The sequence below is a fragment of the Escherichia sp. MOD1-EC6098 genome (genome assembly GCF_002965865.1).
Lineage (GTDB): Bacteria > Pseudomonadota > Gammaproteobacteria > Enterobacterales > Enterobacteriaceae > Escherichia > Escherichia marmotae.
The window spans coordinates 222,638-239,565 of sequence record NZ_PTSN01000001.1; the positions used below are offsets into that span (position 1 = coordinate 222,638).

Sequence of the window (16,928 nt, forward strand, 5' to 3'; positions counted from 1 at the left end):
CGTGAAAATTCCTCTGAAAACGTCTCGCAAAGACTGAAACTGTCAGATGTCAAAGGCCCGGGATACCCGTAATGTCGCGTCATCATAAACATCTGGTGACGGACAACCATGACAGAATCAACAACATCCTCCCCGCATGATGCGGTATTTAAAACCTTTATGTTCTCGCCCGAAACCGCACGGGATTTTCTGGAAATACACCTGCCGGAACCGCTACGTAAGCTTTGCAACCTGCAAACCTTACGCCTGGAACCCACCAGTTTTATTGAAAAAAGTTTACGCGCTTACTACTCGGATGTTTTGTGGTCGGTAGAAACCACCGACGGCGAAGGTTATATCTACTGCGTGATTGAGCATCAGAGTACTGCAGAAAAAAACATGGCCTTTCGACTGATGCGTTATGCCACTGCCGTCATGCAGCGCCATCTGGACAAAGGCTATGACAGAGTCCCTCTGGTAGTGCCAATGCTGTTTTATCACGGCGAAACCTCACCCTACCCATATTCACTTAACTGGCTGGATGAATTTGACGACCCGCAGCTTGCCCGGCAGTTGTACACCGAAGCTTTTCCGTTGGTGGATATCACCATCGTACCTGACGATGAGATCATGCAACATCGGCGTATAGCTCTGCTGGAACTGATTCAAAAGCATATTCGCGAGCGCGATTTAATCGGTCTGGTCGACAGGATCACCACGCTTTTGGTTAGGGGCTTCACTAATGACAGCCAGGTGCAAACGCTGTTTAATTATCTGCTGCAATGCGGCGATACCTCCCGTTTCACCCGCTTTATTGAGGAAATTGCCGAACGTTCACCACTACAAAAGGAGAGATTGATGACTATTGCTGAACGGCTACGGCAGGAAGGACACCAAATTGGCTGGCAGGAAGGTAAATTAGAAGGTTTGCAGGAAGGCATGCATGAACAAGCCATTAAAATTGCCTTGCGCATGCTGGAGCAGGGCTTTGAACGTGAGATTGTGCTGGCGACAACCCAACTCACTGATGCTGATATTCCACCGAACTGTCATTAAAAGAAGAGATTGATGACTATTGCTGAACGGCTACGGCAGGAAGGGCATCAAATTGGCTGGCAGGAGGGTAAGATTGAAGGCTTGCAAGAAGGTAAATTAGAAGGTTTGCAGGAAGGCAAAGTAGAAGGCATGCATGAACAAGCCATTAAAATTGCCTTGCGCATGCTGGAACAGGGTATTGATCGTGACCTGGCTGCTCGCAGCCACCCAGCTAAGCGAAGCCGATCTGGCAGCGAATAACCACTAATTAACACAGGCCCACAAGCAATCCCCATGGGCCTTTGATATCAATAACTACCTTTTATGCGTGGCTCATTTTTGCCTGATTTAAATATCGCCAGTCGCTTATCCAGGGCATCACTGTAGAGCATGGTGTCGACGCCAACGGCGACAAAGTTCGCTCCCCACGCAAGGCATTGCTGCGCCATATCAGGAGCCACAGCCAGAAAACCTGCTGCTTTACCCGCAGCGCGGATCCGTCGGATGCTGGTTTCAATAATACGCTGCACTTCCGGGTGCCCGGCATTATCCGGGTAACCCAACGACGCTGAGAGATCCGCTGGCCCAATAAACACACCATCAACCCCCTCAACGTCGAGGATTTCATCCAGATTATCCAGTGCTGTTTTACTTTCCACCTGCACCAACAGACAAAGTGAGTCGTTGACTTGCGCCATGTAATTCTCAATGCGTCCCCAGCGTGCTGCCCGTGCCACGCTGGCCCCGACACCACGTTCACCGTACGGTGGATAGCGAGTTGCAGACACTATCTGACGCGCCTGTTCGCCAGTGTCGACCATCGGGATCAGTAGAGTTTGCGCGCCAATATCCAGGACTTGTTTAATCAGCGACTTACTCCCCTCCACTGGGCGGATCACGGGTTGGCTGCCATAGGGCGCTACCGCCTGAAGTTGGTGATAAAGGTTCTGAATGGTATTTGGCGCATGTTCACCATCAATCAGCAACCAGTCATAACCGGAGGTGGCGGCAATTTCTGCCATATAGGAAGTTGTCGAACTTAACCACAGACCAATTTGTACTTCACCCTTGCGTAAGCGTTCTTTGAATGGATTGATTAATAATGTGTTCATCATGTTCCTTAACCTGTTAATGATGCGCCACGTTGGTCTGCGCAACAGCGCGACTTACACGCAGAGTGAAAATAATCAGCGAACCGATGACCGCCACCGCTGCCAGCATCAGCAAGCCTGCCGCATCGCTGGCAAACAACGTTTCTGCTTTTACACGCAGGATCGGGGCGATAAATCCGCCCACCGCGCCAAACAGGTTTACAAAACCAATCCCCGCAGCCAGCGCCGTACCGGAAAGCAGTTGTGTCGGCATCGTCCAGAACACCGGCTGAACCGCAATAAACCCTATTGCTGCAACACACAGCGCAACGATTGCCAGTACTGGCGAAAGTAGCCCGGAAAGGCCAATACCAATGCCTGCGGACAGCAATGTCAGCGCCGCGACATTGCGCCGTTCGCCGGTTTTATCGGAATAGCGCGGAATAAGCCAGGTCCCCAACAATGCCGCAATCCACGGAATGGCGGCGACCACGGAGGCCGTAAAGCCCACTTTTGTTCCCAGCAATGCGGCAACCTGCGTCGGCAGGAAGAAAATTAATCCGTAAACCGCCACCTGAATAGTCAGGTAGATAATCGCCAGTTGCCAGACTCGCCCATTACGCAACGCATCACTCAGTCGCGAAGTGACTTTCTGTTGTTCTTCACTTGTAAGTTGATTAATGAGCAACGTTTTTTCTTCTTTACTCAGAAAACGTGCCTGCTCCGGTGTGTCATCAAGCCAAAAGAATGTGAACACCCCAGCACCGACTGCCAGTAATCCTTCAATCACAAACATCCAGAACCAGCCGGGATGTCCCATAAATCCATGCATCTCCAGAAGCGCGCCGGAGAGCGGTGATCCCAGCGTTAACGCCAACGGTGCTCCCATATAAAACAGCCCCATAATGCTGGCGCGATTACGCTGCGGAAACCATTGCGAAGTGAGATAAATCATACCTGGAAAGAACCCGGCTTCCGCAGCACCAAGCAGGGTGCGAACTATCAGAAATTTCACTTCAGTATCGGCCCATGCCATTGCCGCCGAAAGAAATCCCCACAGCAGTGTCGTCGTACCAATCCAGGTCCTGGCTCCCAGTTTGCGCATCAACAAATTCGCCGGAACACCGAGAAACGCATACACCACAAAGAAAATTCCCGCTCCCAGCGCATAAGCTTCATTACTTAGCCCGGTATCAATCTGGTAGGTCTGTTTGGCAAAACCAATATTCGAACGATCGAGAAACGCCAGCACGTACAGCGCCAACATAAACGGGATCAAACGCGCGCGGTTTTTCTTCACCACGGCGTCAAGCAAAGCGGTGCTCATAAGAAGCTCCTTAGAACATGTGAGCGTTACTGTTGTCACGGCAACGCCCGGAATGATTAGTGGCTGTAAGGGCGTTTCAGATTGCAGTCACGATTGAGTTCGACGCCGAAACCCGGTTTATCAAGTACTGATTTGTGAATACGACCATTCACCGGCACCGGCTCATTAAGCAAAATCGGATCAAACTGCGGACGCATCGATGAACAATCCGGACTGGTCATCAGGAATTCGCTAAATGGGGTATTGGTGAAGGTGATCACCGCATGGTGGGAGTAAACAGACGAACCGTGCGGCACCACCAGTTGTCCACGTGATTTGGCAATTGCGGCAATCTCCACCAGCGTGGTTAAGCCACCGCACCAGCCAACATCTGGTTGCATAATGTCGATACCGGTTTCTGAAAGTGTACGGAAAGATTGCAGTGTGCCGTGGTGCTCGCCACTGGTGACCATCATTCCTGCTGGCGCGTTGCGTTTTAATTCGCGATAACCTTCATACTGTTGCGGCGGCAGGCACTCTTCGATCCATTTCAGGTTATAAGGGGCACAAGCGTGAGCCAGTTTGGTGGCATAGTTCACGTCCTGGCTCATCCAGCAGTCGAGCATCAACCAGAAATCTTCACCGCATTTTTCACGCATCCCCGCGACCATAGCGGCGTCTTTGCGGATCCCCGCATCACCATCATGTGGCCCCCAGTGCGTCGGCATCTTGCCGCCGATAAAGCCCATCTCTTTTGCCAGATCCGGGCGCGCGCCCGTGGCGTAGAACTAAATTTCATCACGGACAGCGCCGCCTAAAAGTTTATAAACCGGAAGCCCGACCACTTTGCCGAACAGATCCCACAGAGCCAAATCAACACAGGAAATCGTGTTCATCACCAGGCCCCCTGAACCGGAGTAATACTGGGTGGCGTTGAGCATTTGATCGTGAATCAGTTTGATATCACTGACACATTTGCCCTCTATGAAACGGTTTAGGTGTTTTTCAACGATAAAGCACCCCATTTCACCGGCTGTTGAAACGGCGAAGCCGGTCTGGCCATTTTCTGCTTCGACTTCAACAATTAACGTGCCAAGAACGTTAATACCAAATGACTGGCGGGACTGCTCGTAATCGCGGTATTTACTCATCGGGGTAGCAATATGATCGTCAATCCAGTGATCCACTCCCTGGTCGTGATAATCACCGCCGCCAGCGCCTTTTTCTGCTGTCGCTCCGCCAGTAAACCAGGCGCGAACCTGTTTGATTTTTGGTAGGGTCATGATGTTCTCCATTTTTATGAGGCCAGTAAGTCAAAGGGACTTTTCCATCCCAACAGACGTGAAATATCCCTGGCGCAGGCGATGGCTTTGCCCGCCAGATAATCACGATATTCTTCATTGATTTGTAAACGAGTACCGACCACTGAGATCGCGGCGGTAAGCTCGTTATTGGCGTTAAACACCGGGGCAGCAACACAACGGACATCGGTGTAATCTTCACCGTTGTCATAGCTCCAGCCCTGACGGCGAATACGTGCCAGTTCTTCGTGGAGCTGTGGTGGACGGGTAATCGTGGTGGGTGTCGCCTGTTCCCAGACCAGCCCTTCGATAATACTTTGCTGTACAGCTTCAGGTTGCCAGGCAAGCAGGCATTTACCTATTCCGGAGCGATAAAGCGAAAGGCTTTTTCCTTCATGGGAACGCACGCTGATAGTGGCTGAAGACTCCACTTTCAATATGTAATATGCGCTACCGTTATCGATGATCCCAAGGTGACACAACAGTCCAGTGGTATCCATCAGTTGCGTCAGGCGTGGGCGTGCCAGTTCCCGGAGATCCATCTTGCTTAACGCATGGCCGGAAAGCTCCACCAGCCTGGTCCACAGACAAAAATTTTCCTGGTGATCAAGACTCAGAAAACGCTGACGCTTGAGTTCGTTAAGCAGCAAATAGGCTGTGCTTTTAGGGATCCCCAATGTGTCGATGATCGTCGCAGCACTACAGGGGCCAATGCGAGCAATCAAATTGAGAATATCAATAGCCCGTGTCAGGGCGGGAACTTTGCTTGATTCCAACATACTGGACTCCAGTCTTAGATACTGGAATCAGTCTCGTTGCTCAGGGGGAGTAAAATTGTGAAGCGCATCAAATCCCACTCCTCGTCCAGAGGACTGGAGGAATTACGCACAAATTTGTGAATTAGCGCACGGATTTTTTCTTATTGAGTACAACAGGTTGGACAACCTTTGCGGGAGAGAAGTGTGCCGGTGTAGTAAACCGGCACGGAGTGGCTGCTCAGGCAGTTAGGGTCATAGATTCAACAACCTCAATCCAGCCATGCTCGCTGGCAATGTCCTGACCGTTCAGCCAGCGACGCAGCATATTGAGTGCCATCATTGCACACACTTCCTGACGAATAGCCAGACTGTAGCGCGTAGTGCTGAAATGTACGCGCAGAGCAAAAGTGCCATCCGGCGTGGCCAACGCAAAGTTGAGATACCCATCTTCCAGGCCAGAAATGGCCAGTGCCAGCCCGGCGAAATGTTTGGCTCGTCGTTCAGTTATCCAGTGTGCGGTTTGCGCCAGTGTTTCTTCCTGTGAAGGCACGACTTCACACGCCAGTAATGGCGCACCAGCACGAGAAAGTTGCAACGCCAATAAACCACCGGTGAATTGCTCGCTCAACGTCAAACTGAACTGGCGACGTTGCAATTCCCGGCTGATCTGCGCAGGTAGTCCTTCGGTGCCTTCAAAAATCATGCTCTGTCCGGCGACGCGTTTAACGTCCTGCCATAGTTTTTCCATCGCCTGTAGCTCGCTTGCCGGTCCGGTGAGTTTCAATTCGATAATCGGCATGGAAGAGCGATAGCCCATCGTTACGCCCGGCGGCAGTTGCAACGTGTCCAGGCTTTGCGCCAGATCGCTTTCTGAACGACCAAAGGTAGTCAAACGCAGGCAAACCGGTGGCTGCGGTAAGGAAAAACGCTCACGCAGGCGCGGCAGAATTTCATGCTCCACCATCACTTTAAATTCCGAAGGCACGCCTGGGGTAAAGAACATCAGGCAACGGTTAAGTTGCACAGCAAAACCACAGGCCGTGCCAACCGGATTATTGATAAATTCAGCACTGGCTGGCAGCTCCGCCTGTTTGCGGTTACTCGGCGCCATCACGCGCCCACGTTCGCGGAAATAGCGTTCCATCTCTTGCAGCCAGGCTTCATGAAGAACTAATCCCTCACCTTTTGCTGTCGCAGCGGCCAGTGCGCTTAAATCATCGCTGGTCGGCCCCAGACCACCGTTGACGATCAGCACATCGGCGTGCTGGCTACGTTCACGCAGAATGGTGACTAAATCCTCAAGGTTATCGCCCACCGTATTACGGCGAGATAATGGCAACCCCTGATGAAAGAAAAAATCAGCCAGCCAGGCAGCGTTAGTGTCAACAATTTGCCCGTGTAACACTTCATCCCCTGTGGATAACATTTCCACTTTTAACATGGTTATCTCCTGCTTTTGTTATCGAATCACTATAACGCAAAGGGAGATAAGGCGTAGAAAGAAACTGAATGGCGCGGCAGAACGCCGCGCCGAAAGGCATCAGAAGCTGGCGTTAACCCCGACATAAGGGCCGTCAGCCACCGCGTTGTCGCGGTGGCCGTCTTTACCCGACAGATTCAGATAGCGGTAGCCCGCCTCAATGCTGACTGGACGCATAATAGTGTAACGCGCGCCTGCATTCGCTTCTTCATAACTTTTAATACCGCTGGAGAGCGAATCCGGAGAGTAGTAATACTCGCCAAACAGACGGAAGCTATCGCCAATTTGCCACTGCAAGCCACCGCCTACCGCCGCGGCATAACCTTCATCACCGTCGTTCGGGTTGGTATAAACGCCTTTACCACCCACGGTTGCCATTAGCGGACCCAGCGGCAGATTCAATCCCAGACCAACGCCCGCGACGTCACCGTCGTCATCGTTATGTGTCCAGTTACCGCTTAATGCCAGACCGGTCGATTCAGTACCGAAACCAACACCAATATTGGTATATTCTTTTCCCGCCTGACCGCTGATACTCATCGCATTTGCCGATGCAGAAACCAATAGCATTCCAGCCAGAACTGGCAGCGCCAATTTTTTCATTTTTACCTTTTCCCGCAAGAAGATAATTAAAAGTCCCCAAAGCTGCGGGATTGTACTGCCTGACGCAGAGGATTCAATGCGTGAAAAAAGCGATCTGCTAACTTATTGTAACTAAATACTTCTTGAATAATTAAGTGCAGAAAAAGCAGCCATCAAAAATTGATTGCCAGCCAAATAATCATCGCGGCCATCATCACCCAAAAGACAAATGCTACTTTCACCTGTTTGTCCATTGCCGTATTCTTTTATTTTATTTTCGATGGTAAGGAATATTCCCATGCGACAACGGACTATCGTTTGTCCCTTAATTCAAAATGATGGTGCTTATCTGCTGTGTAAAATGGCCGACGATCGCGGCGTTTTCCCCGGACAATGGGCGCTGTCTGGTGGCGGCGTAGAGCCCGGTGAGCGTATTGAAGAAGCATTACGTCGTGAAATCAGGGAAGAGCTGGGCGAACAACTGATTCTTACTGACATCACACCATGGACCTTCAGTGATGATATCCGCATCAAGACCTACGCAGATGGTCGCAAGGAAGAGATTTATATGATTTACCTAATCTTTGACTGCGTCTCTGCCAACCGTGAAGTAAAAATTAACGAAGAGTTTCAGGACTATGCATGGGTAAAACCGGAAGATCTTGCGCACTATGATTTGAATGTCGCCACCCAAAAAACATTACGTTTGAAAGGTCTGATGTAACAGTAATGACAGCCATTATTGGCTGTCATATTAAAAATATCAGCGATTAGCAAATTCACCATCCAGTAAAACGTTGCCTTTTTCCACATGCATTACCAGCCCATCCAGATAATCTGGTTTAAATGTCACGTTACGTTTATCTTTAGCGATATAGGTCAGACAATGGTTATGGGTGAAAATAACGATATTTTTATCTGGTGCTTTGCTTTGTAACTCCTTAATTGTGCTATAAATCTCATTTCTACATTGTAGAAATCGTTTATCTACCGTCAGTTTTTTTCCAGCAGAAAACCAGCTCGCTGATTGAATAGTCCGAACGGTATTACTGGAATAAAGATCGAAATTAGGGATGTCCGCGCTGAAAGCTTTGCCCAGTTCACGGGCATCCTGAGTACCTTTCACCGTAATGCCTGTTTTGTCTGACAAGCAGTGATTGGAGGAACGGTCGCAGCGTTCCGCATGGCGAAACAGAACCACAACCGGGTGCTGCTGCGCTAATCTGGCCAGCGTTCTATTGTCGATACGTGGCAAACCATTACTGCTCCAGGCAGCATGTGTACCCAGCCCCACAATCGCCACAAGCACCAGTAAAATGAAGATATATTTTTTAGACTTCAACGAAGCCCGACAAAAAGCTAACACGTAAGCTCCACCTATAGACAAGCGTAGCCAACTAAATGGCCGTGAAAACAAACGTCATTTTCATCGGTAAATAGTGGCGGGATAAATTAAAACATTACGGCGCACGCAAAATGCCTTAAATTTTGTCAAATTAAAAGCCCGAATAAGATGAAAAAACAAAAAAAATAATATTTAAGTCTTATATTTATTCCTTAAGGTTAAATTAATATTCTAACCTTAGAATTTCACTCCAAATGGCAAAATAGACATAACGCTCCCTATGACAAATATTAGCGAATAACTGGGAAAGATATTCAATGACCGAAGGAAAAACCATGTCAGACTTTTTGCCTTTTTCACGTCCGGCAATGGGTGTGGAAGAACTCGCCGCGGTTAAAGAAGTTCTCGAATCAGGATGGATCACTACCGGTCCGAAGAATCAGGCACTTGAACAAGCCTTTTGCCTGTTAACGGGAAATCAGCATGCCATCGCAGTCAGTTCAGCCACTGCCGGAATGCACATCACGCTGATGGCGCTGGGGGTTGGTGTTGATGATGAAGTCATTACTCCCTCCATGACCTGGGTTTCAACTCTCAATATGATCTCCCTGTTGGGCGCAACACCGGTGATGGTGGACGTTGATCGCGATACGCTGATGGTCACGCCTGAAGCGATCGAAGCGGCCATTACACCTCGTACCAAAGCGATCATCCCGGTGCATTATGCCGGAGCGCCGGCAGATATTGACGCCATTCGCGCCATTGGTGAACGCTACGATATCGCAGTCATTGAAGATGCCGCCCATGCCGTCGGTACAAATTACAAAGGTCAACGTATTGGCGCGAAGGGCACCGCTATTTTTTCATTTCACGCCATCAAAAATATTACCTGTGCGGAAGGTGGATTAGTCGTTACTGATGACGAAAATCTCGCTCGCCAGTTACGCATGTTGAAATTTCATGGTCTGGGTGTCGATGCATACGACCGAAAAACATGGGGTCGCGCACCGCAGGCTGAAGTATTAACACCAGGCTATAAGTACAATCTGACCGATATTAACGCCGCGATTGCTCTGACGCAGTTGAATAAATTAGAGCAACTAAATACCCGTCGTCGAGAAATTGCCCTGCAATATCAACAAGCACTGGTGGATCTACCCTTCCAGCCTCTGAAGCTTCCCACATGGCCACATGTTCACGCCTGGCATCTGTTTATTATTCGTGTTGATGAACAACGTTGTGATATCAGCCGCGATGCGTTGATGGAAGCACTGAAAGAAAGAGGCATTGGCACTGGGTTACATTTCCGCGCAGCTCACACGCAAAAATATTATCGTGAGCGTTTTCCCACGCTGTCGTTACCGAATACCGAATGGAATAGCGAACGCATCTGTTCGTTGCCGCTTTTCCCGGATATGACCACCGCCGATGCCGACCGCGTCATCACAGCCCTTCAGCAACTTGCAGGACAATAAGCCATGTTTGACATCCACCCTGTTAAGAAAGTCTCGGTGGTTATTCCCGTTTATAACGAGCAGGAAAGTTTACCGGAATTAATCAGGCGCACCACCGCAGCCTGTGAATTGCTGGGCAAAGAGTATGAAATACTGCTGGTTGATGACGGCAGTAACGACAATTCTGCGCAAATGCTGGTCGATGCCTCACAAGCAGAGGGCAGCCATATTGTGTCTATTTTGCTTAACCGCAATTACGGACAACATTCGGCAATTATGGCGGGTTTCAGTCACGTTACCGGCGACTTAATCATTACTCTTGATGCCGATCTCCAGAATCCGCCAGAAGAGATCCCCCACCTGGTGGAAAAAGCCGATGAAGGTTACGACGTGGTAGGGACTGTGCGCCAGAACCGCCAGGACACCTGGTTTCGTAAAACTGCCTCGAAGATGATTAACCGACTGATCCAGCGCACCACCGGCAAAGCGATGGGCGACTACGGCTGTATGCTGCGCGCTTATCGTCGTCATATTGTCGATGCCATGTTGCACTGCCATGAACGCAGCACCTTTATTCCGATTCTGGCGAATATCTTCGCCCGCCGCGCCATTGAAATTCCGGTACACCATGCCGAGCGTGAGTTTGGCGAATCAAAATACAGCTTTATGCGCCTGATTAATTTGATGTACGACCTGGTGACCTGCCTCACGACCACACCGTTACGTATGCTTAGTCTGCTTGGCAGCATTATTGCGATTGGTGGTTTTAGCATTGCGGTACTACTGGTGATTTTACGCCTGACGTTCGGACCGCAGTGGGCGGCAGAAGGCGTCTTTATGCTGTTTGCCGTACTGTTTACCTTTATTGGCGCTCAGTTTATCGGCATGGGATTACTCGGTGAATATATTGGCCGGATCTACACCGATGTCCGCGCCCGCCCCCGCTATTTTGTGCAGCAAGTTATCCGTCCATCCAGCAAGGAAAATGAATAATGAAAGCCGTCGTTTTTGCCTATCACGATATGGGTTGCCTGGGTATTGAAGCCTTGCTGGCTGCCGGTTACGAAATTAGCGCCATTTTTACTCATACCGATAATCCTGGCGAAAAAGCATTTTATGGTTCGGTCGCTCGCCTGGCGGCGGAAAGAGGGATTCCGGTTTACGCGCCGGATAACGTTAATCATCCTCTGTGGGTGGAACGCATTGCCCAACTGTCACCTGATGTGATTTTCTCTTTTTATTATCGCCATTTGATCAGCGACGAGATTTTGCAACTTGCCCCCACTGGCGCGTTTAATCTGCATGGTTCGCTGTTACCGAAATATCGCGGCCGCGCGCCACTGAACTGGGTACTGGTGAACGGTGAAACGGAAACTGGCGTTACGTTGCATCGGATGGTGAAACGTGCCGATGCCGGAGCCATTGTTGCCCAGCTACGCGTTGCCATTGCACCGGACGATATCGCCATTACGCTGCATCATAAATTGTGCTACGCCGCGCGTCAGTTGCTGGAACAGACGTTACCCGCCATTAAACACGGTAATATTCTGGAAATCGCCCAACGCGAGAACGAAGCCACCTGTTTTGGTCGCAGAACGCCAGATGACAGCGTCCTTGAGTGGCACAAACCGGCATCCGTACTGCATAACATGGTGCGTGCCGTTGCCGATCCGTGGCCTGGCGCCTTCAGCTATGTAGGCAATCAGAAATTCACCGTCTGGTCGTCACGCGTGCATTCTCATGCGTCCACAGCACAACCGGGGAGCGTGATTTCTGCTGCACCGCTGTTAATTGCCTGTGGCGATGGTGCGCTGGAAATTGTCACCGGACAGGCGGGCGATGGAATTACTATGCAAGGTTCGCAATTAGCCCAGACGCTAGGGCTGGTTGAAGGTTCAAGACTTAACAGTCAACCTGTTTGCACCGCCCGACGCCGTACCCGGGTGTTGATCCTCGGGGTGAATGGCTTTATTGGCAACCATCTGACAGAACGCCTGCTGCGCGAAGATCATTATGAAGTCTACGGGTTGGATATCGGCAGCGACGCCATTAGTCGTTTCCTTAATCATCCGCATTTTCACTTTGTCGAAGGTGATATCAGCATTCATTCTGAATGGATTGAGTACCACGTCAAAAAATGTGATGTCGTATTGCCGCTGGTGGCGATTGCCACACCGATTGAGTATACCCGCAACCCGCTGCGCGTATTTGAACTCGATTTTGAAGAGAATCTGCGCATTATCCGTTACTGCGTGAAGTACCGTAAGCGAATTATCTTCCCGTCGACCTCGGAAGTTTACGGGATGTGTAATGATAAATATTTCGACGAAGACCATTCTAATTTGATCGTCGGGCCGGTGAATAAACCGCGCTGGATTTATTCGGTATCAAAACAATTGCTTGACCGGGTGATTTGGGCGTATGGCGAAAAAGAAGGATTGCAGTTTACCCTCTTCCGGCCGTTTAACTGGATGGGGCCACGGCTGGATAACCTTAATGCAGCGCGAATTGGCAGTTCGCGCGCCATTACACAACTCATTCTAAACCTGGTAGAAGGATCGCCAATTAAGCTGATTGATGGCGGAAAACAAAAACGCTGCTTTACTGATATTCGGGACGGCATCGAAGCACTGTTTCGCATTATCGAAAACACGGGAAATCGCTGTGATGGCGAGATTATTAATATCGGCAACCCCGATAACGAAGCGAGCATTGAAGAACTGGGCCAGATGCTACTGGCAAGCTTTGAAAAACATCCTCTACGCCATCACTTCCCACCGTTTGCAGGCTTTCGCATCGTCGAAAGTAGCAGCTACTACGGTAAAGGATATCAGGACGTGGCACATCGTAAGCCTGGCATCCGCAATGCCCGCCGCTGCCTGGATTGGGAACCGAAAATTGATATGCAGGAAACCATCGATGAGACGCTGGATTTCTTCCTGCGCACTGTCGATCTTACGGATAAATAATCATGATCAAAGTGGGCTTACGCATTGATGTTGATACCTTTCGCGGCACCCGCGAAGGCGTGCCGCGTCTGCTGGAAATCTTGAGTCAGCATAATATTCAGGCCAGCATTTTTTTCAGCGTCGGCCCCGACAATATGGGCCGTCATCTCTGGCGGCTGGTGAAGCCGCAGTTTTTGATGAAGATGTTGCGATCAAACGCAGCGTCGCTTTATGGCTGGGATATTCTGCTGGCAGGCACTGCATGGCCAGGAAAAGAGATTGGCCACGCCAATGCCGACATCATTCGTGAAGCGGCTAAACACCACGAAGTTGGCCTGCACGCCTGGGATCACCACGCCTGGCAAGCCCATAGCGGTAGCTGGGATCGGCAAACGATGGTGAACGATATCGCGCGTGGTCTTCACACACTGGAAGAGATTATTGGCCAACCGATAACCTGTTCCGCCGCCGCTGGCTGGCGAGCCGATCAACAGGTGATTGAGGCAAAAGAAGCGTTCCATTTGCGCTACAACAGCGATTGTCGCGGAGTAATGCCGTTTCGTCCGTTGCTCGAATCAGGAAAACCGGGTACAGCACAAATCCCGGTGACGTTACCCACCTGGGATGAAGTCATTGGCCGGGATGTGAAAGCGGAAGATTTTAACGGCTGGCTGCTCAACCGCATCCTGCGAGAGAAAGGGACGCCAGTTTATACCATTCATGCAGAAGTCGAAGGCTGCACTTATCAGCATTATTTTGTCGATCTTCTGAAACGTGCCGCCTGTGCAGGTATTACGTTTTGCCCTTTAAGCGAGTTGTTATCAGAGACTTTGCCACTCGGGCAAGTTGTCCGCGGAAGTATTGCCGGACGTGAAGGCTGGCTCGGTTGCCAACAAGCTGCGGGAACTCGTCCATGAAATCTGTTCGCTATTACGCAGCATTCTTTGCGTTTATCACTGTCTATTATCTCTTGCCGATTAATTATCGTCTGCTCTGGCAACCCGATGAAACGCGTTATGCGGAAATCAGTCGGGAAATGTTGGCCTCCGGCGACTGGATTGTGCCCCATCTGTTAGGGCTACGCTATTTCGAAAAACCCATTGCCGGATACTGGATCAACAGTATTGGGCAATGGCTGTTTGGCGCGAATAACGTTGGTGTGCGGGCAGGCGTTATCTTTGCGACCCTGTTAACCGCCGCGCTGGTGGCCTGGTTTTCTCTGCGTTTATGGCACGATAAGCGTCTGGCACTACTCGCCGCAGTGGTTTATCTCTCGCTGTTTATTGTCTACGCCATCGGCACTTATGCGGTGCTCGACCCATTCATTGCATTCTGGCTGATGGCGGGAATGTGCAGCTTCTGGCTGGCAATGGACGCGCAAACCTGGAAAGGCAAAAGCGCGGGATTTTTACTGCTGGGGTTAACCTGCGGCATGGGGGTGATGACTAAAGGTTTTCTCGCCCTCGCCGTACCGGTATTGAGCGTGCTGCCGTGGGTAGCCATGCAAAAACGCTGGAAAGATCTCCTTATTTACGGCGGACTGGCTGTTGCCAGTTGCGTACTGACTGTTCTTCCCTGGGGGCTGGCAATAGCACAACGGGAGCCTGACTTCTGGCATTACTTTTTCTGGGTTGAACATGTTCAACGCTTTGCGATGGATGATGCCCAACATAAAGCCCCGTTCTGGTACTACTTGCCTGTCATCATTGCCGGTAGTCTGCCGTGGCTGGGATTGCTCCCCGGCGCGCTGCGCGCAAGCTGGAAAAACCGTCGTCATTCCGCAACCGTCTATCTCTTGAGCTGGGCGGTGATGCCGCTGCTGTTTTTCTCTGTCGCCAAAGGTAAATTACCGACCTATATTCTCTCCTGCTTTGCGCCTCTGGCAATGCTGATGGTGCATTACGCTTTGCTGGCAGCAAAAAATAATCCTCTGGCGCTGCGGATTAATGGCTGGATTAACATCGCTTTTGGCGTCACTGGCATTATTGCCACGTTTGTTGTTTCGCCCTGGGGACCAATGGGCACGCCTGTCTGGCAGACTTTCGAAATCTATAAGGTCTTTTGTTCCTGGTCGATTTTTTCGCTGTGGGCATTTTTCGGTTGGTACACCTTAACGAATGTGGAAAAAAACTGGCCCTTTGCGGCGCTTTGTCCGTTGGGGCTGGCGTTGCTCGTGGGATTTGCGATCCCCGACAGAGTCATGGAAGGGAAACACCCGCAGTTTTTTGTTGAGATGACGCAAGAGTCACTCCAGCCGAGCCGCTATATTCTTACTGATAGCGTCGGTGTTGCCGCTGGTCTGGCATGGAGCCTGCAACGCGACGACATCATCATGTATCGCCAGACGGGTGAATTGAAATATGGTCTTAATTACCCGGATGCGAAAAGCAGATTTGTCAGCGGCGATGATTTTGCCAAATGGCTAAATCAGCATCGACAGGAGGGGATTATTACACTCGTGCTTTCGGTTGACCACGATGAGGATATCAACCGTCTCGCCATTCCACCTGCAGATGCCGTCGATCATCAGGGGCGTCTGGTGCTCATTCAGTATCGCCCCAAATGATCTGGCTGATTTTAGTCTTTGCCAGCCTGCTTAGCGTAGCCGGGCAACTCTGCCAGAAACAGGCAACTCGCTTTGTGGCGGTAAGTAAACGGCGCAAACATATTGCACTGTGGCTGACGCTGGCATTGGTGTGCCTCGGGCTGGCAATGGCACTCTGGCTACTGGTATTACAGAACGTGCCGGTAGGCATTGCCTACCCGATGTTGAGCCTGAATTTTGTCTGGGTGACGCTGGCAGCAATAAAACTGTGGCACGAACCGGTGTCTTTTCGCCACTGGTGTGGGGTGGCATTCATTATTGGCGGCATTGTGATCCTGGGGAGTACGGTGTAATGGGCCTGATGTGGGGATTATTCAGCGTCATTATTGCTTCCGCTGCACAATTAAGTCTGGGTTATGCGGCGAGTCATCTGCCGCCGATGACGCAATTATGGGATTTTATCGCAGCGCTTTTTGCTTTTGATTTCGGTGCCCGAATGCTGGTTGTCGGCCTGGTTGGTTATCTGATCTCCGTTTTTTGCTGGTATAAAGCGTTACATCAACTGGCACTCAGCAAAGCCTACGCCTTACTGAGTGTAAGTTATGTACTGGTATGGATTGCATCAATGATACTTCCCGGCTGGGAAGGAACTTTTTCGCTGAAGGCTATGCTGGGCGTAGCCTGTATTATGTGCGGATTAACGCTGATTTTCATGCCGATTGCAAAACAACGTTACTGATGTTTTTCACCAGATTTACACTGTCGTTCCCACTCATCAGGACTATAACTGCTTGCCGAGAGGACTTTCACCGTGTGCTGCTTTTCCCGGTTAATGCAATAAAGCGCATCCTGTAGAGGAGAAAGCAGGTCACCTGATTTAACGCTAAAGTCAGTTTGCACTTCAGCAATCATTCTTATCGTGCCGCCAGCATCACAAAGCTTCAGTATGTGTCTGTTATCTTGCTTATTACTGCACGATTTTTTGACCAGCCATTCCATTGCACCATCCTGTTTAATAAGAATTTTCACATTAATTTACAGATTAACAGATAAACTCTTTATCAACGGCAATGGAATAGCGGAAATGAGAGATGAAACTAATGA

The 16,928-nt window shown here is 50.2% G+C and carries 16 protein-coding genes and 2 pseudogenes; 10 read left to right on the forward strand and 8 right to left on the reverse strand.

The window, feature by feature from the left end; all coding sequences use genetic code 11:
• The first annotated feature begins 108 nt into the window (after window positions 1-108).
• Both C0K55_RS00945 and C0K55_RS00950 read left to right on the forward strand, forming a co-directional pair.
• Complete coding sequence (locus tag C0K55_RS00945) at window positions 109-1,035, forward strand: ISNCY family transposase (protein ID WP_000140544.1); 927 nt, start codon at window positions 109-111, stop codon at window positions 1,033-1,035.
• A pseudogene (locus C0K55_RS00950) lies at window positions 1,036-1,282 on the forward strand (hypothetical protein); the annotation flags it as partial. It lies immediately after the preceding gene.
• A 40-nt stretch (window positions 1,283-1,322) separates the two neighbouring features.
• Here the strand turns inward: C0K55_RS00950 and yfaU are convergent.
• The 6 genes and pseudogenes from yfaU to C0K55_RS00980 form a co-directional block, all read right to left on the reverse strand.
• Entirely contained in the window at window positions 1,323-2,126 is an 804-nt protein-coding gene (gene yfaU, locus C0K55_RS00955; RefSeq protein ID WP_001094289.1) for a 2-keto-3-deoxy-L-rhamnonate aldolase, read from the reverse strand.
• A 16-nt stretch (window positions 2,127-2,142) separates the two neighbouring features.
• On the reverse strand, window positions 2,143-3,432 hold the full coding sequence (locus C0K55_RS00960; protein WP_001516759.1) for an MFS transporter: 1,290 nt from the start codon (window positions 3,430-3,432) through the stop codon (window positions 2,143-2,145).
• Between the two features lie 56 nt (window positions 3,433-3,488).
• Window positions 3,489-4,694, reverse strand: a pseudogene (rhmD, locus tag C0K55_RS00965) (L-rhamnonate dehydratase).
• 14 nt (window positions 4,695-4,708) lie between these two features.
• Entirely contained in the window at window positions 4,709-5,491 is a 783-nt protein-coding gene (locus C0K55_RS00970) for an IclR family transcriptional regulator (RefSeq protein WP_000894175.1), read from the reverse strand.
• Window positions 5,492-5,708: 217 nt separating this feature from the next.
• Window positions 5,709-6,911, reverse strand: coding sequence for a nicotinamide mononucleotide deamidase-related protein YfaY (locus tag C0K55_RS00975; protein WP_000921652.1), 1,203 nt, complete (start codon window positions 6,909-6,911; stop codon window positions 5,709-5,711).
• Between the two features lie 99 nt (window positions 6,912-7,010).
• A complete protein-coding gene (locus C0K55_RS00980) occupies window positions 7,011-7,553 on the reverse strand; it encodes a YfaZ family outer membrane protein (RefSeq protein WP_001516761.1) in 543 nt (180 codons plus the stop codon).
• Between the two features lie 277 nt (window positions 7,554-7,830).
• On the opposite strand from C0K55_RS00980, the gene nudI reads away from it, so the two are divergent.
• Window positions 7,831-8,256 (forward strand): nucleoside triphosphatase NudI, encoded by a 426-nt coding sequence (gene nudI, locus C0K55_RS00990; protein ID WP_001249881.1) that lies wholly within the window; start codon window positions 7,831-7,833, stop codon window positions 8,254-8,256.
• Window positions 8,257-8,295: 39 nt separating this feature from the next.
• Here the strand turns inward: nudI and ais are convergent, their stop codons facing one another.
• Complete coding sequence (gene ais / locus C0K55_RS00995) at window positions 8,296-8,898, reverse strand: lipopolysaccharide core heptose(II)-phosphate phosphatase Ais (protein WP_016262178.1); 603 nt, start codon at window positions 8,896-8,898, stop codon at window positions 8,296-8,298.
• 314 nt (window positions 8,899-9,212) lie between these two features.
• Between ais and arnB the strand changes: the two genes are divergently transcribed.
• The 7 genes from arnB to arnF are packed head-to-tail and all read left to right on the forward strand — an operon-like array spanning window position 9,213 to window position 16,563.
• Window positions 9,213-10,352 (forward strand): UDP-4-amino-4-deoxy-L-arabinose aminotransferase, encoded by a 1,140-nt coding sequence (arnB, locus tag C0K55_RS01000; protein ID WP_105266034.1) that lies wholly within the window; start codon window positions 9,213-9,215, stop codon window positions 10,350-10,352.
• 3 nt (window positions 10,353-10,355) lie between these two features.
• Window positions 10,356-11,324, forward strand: a complete 969-nt coding sequence (gene arnC, locus C0K55_RS01005; RefSeq protein WP_000459655.1) for an undecaprenyl-phosphate 4-deoxy-4-formamido-L-arabinose transferase — start codon at window positions 10,356-10,358, stop codon at window positions 11,322-11,324.
• Window positions 11,324-13,300 carry a bifunctional UDP-4-amino-4-deoxy-L-arabinose formyltransferase/UDP-glucuronic acid oxidase ArnA gene (arnA, locus tag C0K55_RS01010; RefSeq protein ID WP_000649097.1) on the forward strand — a complete coding sequence of 659 codons (1,977 nt, stop codon included), beginning with the start codon at window positions 11,324-11,326 and terminating at the stop codon, window positions 13,298-13,300. The genes arnC and arnA overlap by 1 nt, the downstream gene beginning before the upstream one ends.
• Window positions 13,301-13,302: 2 nt before the next feature.
• Complete coding sequence (arnD, locus tag C0K55_RS01015) at window positions 13,303-14,196, forward strand: 4-deoxy-4-formamido-L-arabinose-phosphoundecaprenol deformylase (RefSeq protein WP_000598503.1); 894 nt, start codon at window positions 13,303-13,305, stop codon at window positions 14,194-14,196.
• A complete protein-coding gene (gene arnT, locus C0K55_RS01020) occupies window positions 14,193-15,845 on the forward strand; it encodes a lipid IV(A) 4-amino-4-deoxy-L-arabinosyltransferase (RefSeq protein ID WP_001516768.1) in 1,653 nt (550 codons plus the stop codon). Before arnD ends, arnT begins: the two co-directional genes overlap by 4 nt.
• The gene (gene arnE / locus C0K55_RS01025) at window positions 15,842-16,177 is read left to right on the forward strand and encodes a 4-amino-4-deoxy-L-arabinose-phosphoundecaprenol flippase subunit ArnE (RefSeq protein ID WP_000638004.1); all 336 of its coding nucleotides are present in this window, start codon (window positions 15,842-15,844) and stop codon (window positions 16,175-16,177) included. The genes arnT and arnE overlap by 4 nt, the downstream gene beginning before the upstream one ends.
• On the forward strand, window positions 16,177-16,563 hold the full coding sequence (gene arnF, locus C0K55_RS01030; protein ID WP_000523874.1) for a 4-amino-4-deoxy-L-arabinose-phosphoundecaprenol flippase subunit ArnF: 387 nt from the start codon (window positions 16,177-16,179) through the stop codon (window positions 16,561-16,563). Before arnE ends, arnF begins: the two co-directional genes overlap by 1 nt.
• On the opposite strand, the gene pmrD is transcribed toward arnF, so the two are convergent.
• Window positions 16,557-16,823, reverse strand: coding sequence for a signal transduction protein PmrD (gene pmrD, locus C0K55_RS01035; protein ID WP_010376827.1), 267 nt, complete (start codon window positions 16,821-16,823; stop codon window positions 16,557-16,559). The genes arnF and pmrD overlap by 7 nt on opposite strands.
• Window positions 16,824-16,928: the final 105 nt, after the last annotated feature.

Excerpts from the sequence above, each read along its gene's own strand:
- C0K55_RS00945 (WP_000140544.1), top strand. The coding sequence starts at position 109 with ATGACAGAATCAACAACATCCTCCCCGCATGATGCGGTATTTAAAACC.
- yfaU (WP_001094289.1), bottom strand. The coding sequence starts at position 2,126 with ATGAACACATTATTAATCAATCCATTCAAAGAACGCTTACGCAAGGGT.
- C0K55_RS00960 (WP_001516759.1), bottom strand. The coding sequence starts at position 3,432 with ATGAGCACCGCTTTGCTTGACGCCGTGGTGAAGAAAAACCGCGCGCGT.
- C0K55_RS00970 (WP_000894175.1), bottom strand. The coding sequence starts at position 5,491 with ATGTTGGAATCAAGCAAAGTTCCCGCCCTGACACGGGCTATTGATATT.
- C0K55_RS00975 (WP_000921652.1), bottom strand. The coding sequence starts at position 6,911 with ATGTTAAAAGTGGAAATGTTATCCACAGGGGATGAAGTGTTACACGGG.
- C0K55_RS00980 (WP_001516761.1), bottom strand. The coding sequence starts at position 7,553 with ATGAAAAAATTGGCGCTGCCAGTTCTGGCTGGAATGCTATTGGTTTCT.
- nudI (WP_001249881.1), top strand. The coding sequence starts at position 7,831 with ATGCGACAACGGACTATCGTTTGTCCCTTAATTCAAAATGATGGTGCT.
- arnB (WP_105266034.1), top strand. The coding sequence starts at position 9,213 with ATGTCAGACTTTTTGCCTTTTTCACGTCCGGCAATGGGTGTGGAAGAA.
- arnC (WP_000459655.1), top strand. The coding sequence starts at position 10,356 with ATGTTTGACATCCACCCTGTTAAGAAAGTCTCGGTGGTTATTCCCGTT.
- arnA (WP_000649097.1), top strand. The coding sequence starts at position 11,324 with ATGAAAGCCGTCGTTTTTGCCTATCACGATATGGGTTGCCTGGGTATT.
- arnD (WP_000598503.1), top strand. The coding sequence starts at position 13,303 with ATGATCAAAGTGGGCTTACGCATTGATGTTGATACCTTTCGCGGCACC.
- arnT (WP_001516768.1), top strand. The coding sequence starts at position 14,193 with ATGAAATCTGTTCGCTATTACGCAGCATTCTTTGCGTTTATCACTGTC.
- arnE (WP_000638004.1), top strand. The coding sequence starts at position 15,842 with ATGATCTGGCTGATTTTAGTCTTTGCCAGCCTGCTTAGCGTAGCCGGG.
- arnF (WP_000523874.1), top strand. The coding sequence starts at position 16,177 with ATGGGCCTGATGTGGGGATTATTCAGCGTCATTATTGCTTCCGCTGCA.
- pmrD (WP_010376827.1), bottom strand. The coding sequence starts at position 16,823 with ATGGAATGGCTGGTCAAAAAATCGTGCAGTAATAAGCAAGATAACAGA.